This is a genomic window from Streptococcus sp. 4155, from assembly GCF_013276695.1.
Classification (GTDB): Bacteria; Bacillota; Bacilli; order Lactobacillales; family Streptococcaceae; genus Streptococcus; species Streptococcus pseudopneumoniae.
This window is the reverse complement of the sequence record NZ_VMLM01000022.1, coordinates 69,795-72,443: the sequence shown is the minus strand read 5'-3', so window position 1 is coordinate 72,443 and position 2,649 is coordinate 69,795. Positions and strand designations below refer to the sequence as shown.

The 2,649-nt window shown below is 40.9% G+C and carries 3 protein-coding genes and 1 other annotated feature; all 3 genes read right to left on the bottom strand.

All coding sequences use genetic code 11. The features are described from left to right. Positions 1 to 109: 109 nt before the first annotated feature. Positions 110 to 478, bottom strand: coding sequence for a 50S ribosomal protein L7/L12 (gene rplL / locus HT715_RS03190; protein ID WP_001196965.1), 369 nt, complete (start codon positions 476 to 478; stop codon positions 110 to 112). Positions 479 to 550: 72 nt separating this feature from the next. Beyond that, complete coding sequence (gene rplJ, locus HT715_RS03185; protein ID WP_001287278.1) at positions 551 to 1,051, bottom strand: 50S ribosomal protein L10; 501 nt, start codon at positions 1,049 to 1,051, stop codon at positions 551 to 553. A gap of 38 nt (positions 1,052 to 1,089) precedes the next feature. After that, positions 1,090 to 1,225: a sequence feature (ribosomal protein L10 leader region), on the bottom strand. A gap of 75 nt (positions 1,226 to 1,300) precedes the next feature. Beyond that, positions 1,301 to 2,560 carry a TRZ/ATZ family protein gene (locus HT715_RS03180; RefSeq protein WP_000862496.1) on the bottom strand — a complete coding sequence of 420 codons (1,260 nt, stop codon included), beginning with the start codon at positions 2,558 to 2,560 and terminating at the stop codon, positions 1,301 to 1,303. Positions 2,561 to 2,649 lie beyond the last annotated feature (89 nt).

Here is a 2,649-nt window from a genome sequence, read left to right as displayed (position 1 = left end):
TTTTCATTGAGTATTACTTACTCGCCAACTTCTTAAACAAAAAGAAAAACCACTACTCCTAAGAATAGCGATTTAATCATGTTTTTAAGCTACTAATGTAGTCGCTCTATTATTTAAGAGTAACTGAAGCTCCAGCTTCTTCCAATTTAGCTTTGATTTCTTCAGCTTCTGCAGTTGCAACGCCTTCTTTAACAAGTGCTGGTGCACCGTCAACAAGTTCTTTAGCTTCTTTAAGACCAAGACCTGTGATTTCACGTACAACTTTGATAACGCCAACTTTTTTGTCGCCTGCAGATGTCAATTCAACGTCGAATGAATCTTTAGCAGCACCAGCGTCAGCAGCACCAGCTGCAGCAACAGCTACAGGAGCAGCTGCAGTTACACCAAATTCTTCTTCGATAGCTTTTACAAGGTCGTTCAATTCAAGGATTGAAGCTTCTTTAATTTCAGCAATAATGTTTTCAATGTTCAATGCCATTGTTATTTCCTCCAAATATGTTTTAAATTTATAATAGATTTTCGTAGCTAGGCTACGCTACGTAGCTTAAGATTAAGCTGCGTCTTCTTTGCTTTCTGCAACCGCTTTGACTGCAAGAGCAACGTTGCGCACTGGCGCTTGAAGTACAGAAAGGAGCATAGAAAGAAGTCCTTCGCGGTTTGGAAGAGTTGCAAGTGCAAGAATCTCTTCTTTAGATGCGACAGCGCCTTCGATTGCACCACCTTTGATTTCAAGTGCTTCAGCGTTTTTAGAAAAGTCGTTCAAGATTTTCGCTGGTGCAATAACATCTTCGTTAGAAAATGCTACTGCAGATGGTCCAACGAATACTGATGCAAGATCTTCAAGACCAGCTTTTTCAGCTGCACGACGCAAGATTGAGTTTTTAATGACTTTATACTCAACTTCGCTTCCACGAAGCTCACGACGAAGAACTGTATCTTGCTCAACTGTCAAACCACGAGCGTCTACAACGACGATAGATGCAGCAGCTTTCATTTTTTCAGCTACTACGTCAACTAGTTCCGCTTTTTTAGCAATAATTGCTTCACTCATTAGTGTGTTCACCTCCGTAATTATTTTGCTTGGGGAATTTTTCCAAAAGAAAAACGCGCCCAAACCTAGACACGAAAGTACAATACGCTTCTTTTTACATGATACGTTTTGTCCTCGGTAGGATATTTATGAGTCGAGCTCCCCTACTGTCTTAGGCAGTTTTTTCAAACCGTATATAAGTATAGCATAGTCAAAAAAAGAATGCAAGATTTTTACAAACTTTTTTTAAAATTTTTCGTGATTTTTCTTCTAAAGTTCTACTGTCAGAACTTGACCTTGCTTAACAACCTGTTCTCCAGCAATATAGACATCATCAACATCACTGGATTTGACAGCATAAACTAGGTGAGAGAGCATATTTTCTTGAGGTTGGAGATGGATTTTGCCTTGTGGTTGAATAACGAGAAAATCTGCCTGCTTGCCGACTTCTAGACTTCCTATCTGATTTTCCATTCCTAGAACCTTAGCCCCTTCGATTGTCAGTGCCTTGAGAGCTGTTTCGATAGGAAATTGGCTGGCATCTCCACTTTTCATCTTCTGAAGAAGGGCTGCAGTCCGTCCCTCCTCAAACATATCAAGATTGTTATTGGAAGCGACCGAGTCAGTCGCAATTCCGACTGCTACTCCTGCTTTTTGGAGCTGGATAATTGGAGCAATTCCTGATGCCAGTTTGAGATTACTGATAGGATTGTGAGCAATAGCCACTTGAGAAGTTGCCAAGCGTTCAATTTCTCGCTCGTTTAATTCGACCCCATGAGCAAAGACAGACGGATGATCTAAGTAACCCAGTTCTTCTAGAAAGGCGAGGGGGCGTTTGCCGTATCGTTTCAGGATAATGCCTGATTCTTCCTTGGTCTCCGCCACATGGATATGGATTGGAATAGCAAGCTCTTTTGCCATTTCCAAACTCGCTTCCAGCAAGTCTCTACTGCAGCTATAGGGAGAATGAGGTGCTACCATAACCTTGAAATTTGGATTTTTATATTTTAAGATTTCGTCTATGATGGATCGAGTTCTGCTTATAGTCTCAGCAGTTGTTTCTGTCTCTGAAGAAAAAAGAGTCGGAGAAAAATAACAACGCATCTTGGAATCTTTCACTGCCTGATAAATCTGCTCAATATTCACACCATTGGGATTATACATATCATTAAAGGTTGTTGTTCCTGACTGGAGTATCTCTGTCAGAGCTTCTTTGACCGCCTTAGTAGTCATGTCGGGAGTAAACTCAGCTTCTGCTGGCCAGATATAGTCATTGAGCCATTCATGGAGATTGCTATCATCCCGAATTCCTCTCAAACCTGTCATAGCAGAATGGGTGTGGCAATTGACCAACCCAGGCATAATCCAAGCTCCCTGATAGTCTATAATCTGCTCAGCTTGCTCTAAAAACGCTGGCTTATCTTGACCGACATAGACGATTTGAGAATCCTTGACTGCTAAGATTCCATCAAGATAAACATGGAAATCTTGATCACAAGTCACGATATTTACATTCTGAAAGACTTTCATTATAGGCTCCTTTTCTAAAAGACAAGTTATACTCTCTTCAAACTACTTCAGATTCACTTTGCCGTAGGTGTGGTTACTGACTTCGTCAG

Excerpts from the sequence above, each read along its gene's own strand:
- HT715_RS03180 (WP_000862496.1), bottom strand. The coding sequence starts at position 2,560 with ATGAAAGTCTTTCAGAATGTAAATATCGTGACTTGTGATCAAGATTTC.
- rplL (WP_001196965.1), bottom strand. The coding sequence starts at position 478 with ATGGCATTGAACATTGAAAACATTATTGCTGAAATTAAAGAAGCTTCA.
- rplJ (WP_001287278.1), bottom strand. The coding sequence starts at position 1,051 with ATGAGTGAAGCAATTATTGCTAAAAAAGCGGAACTAGTTGACGTAGTA.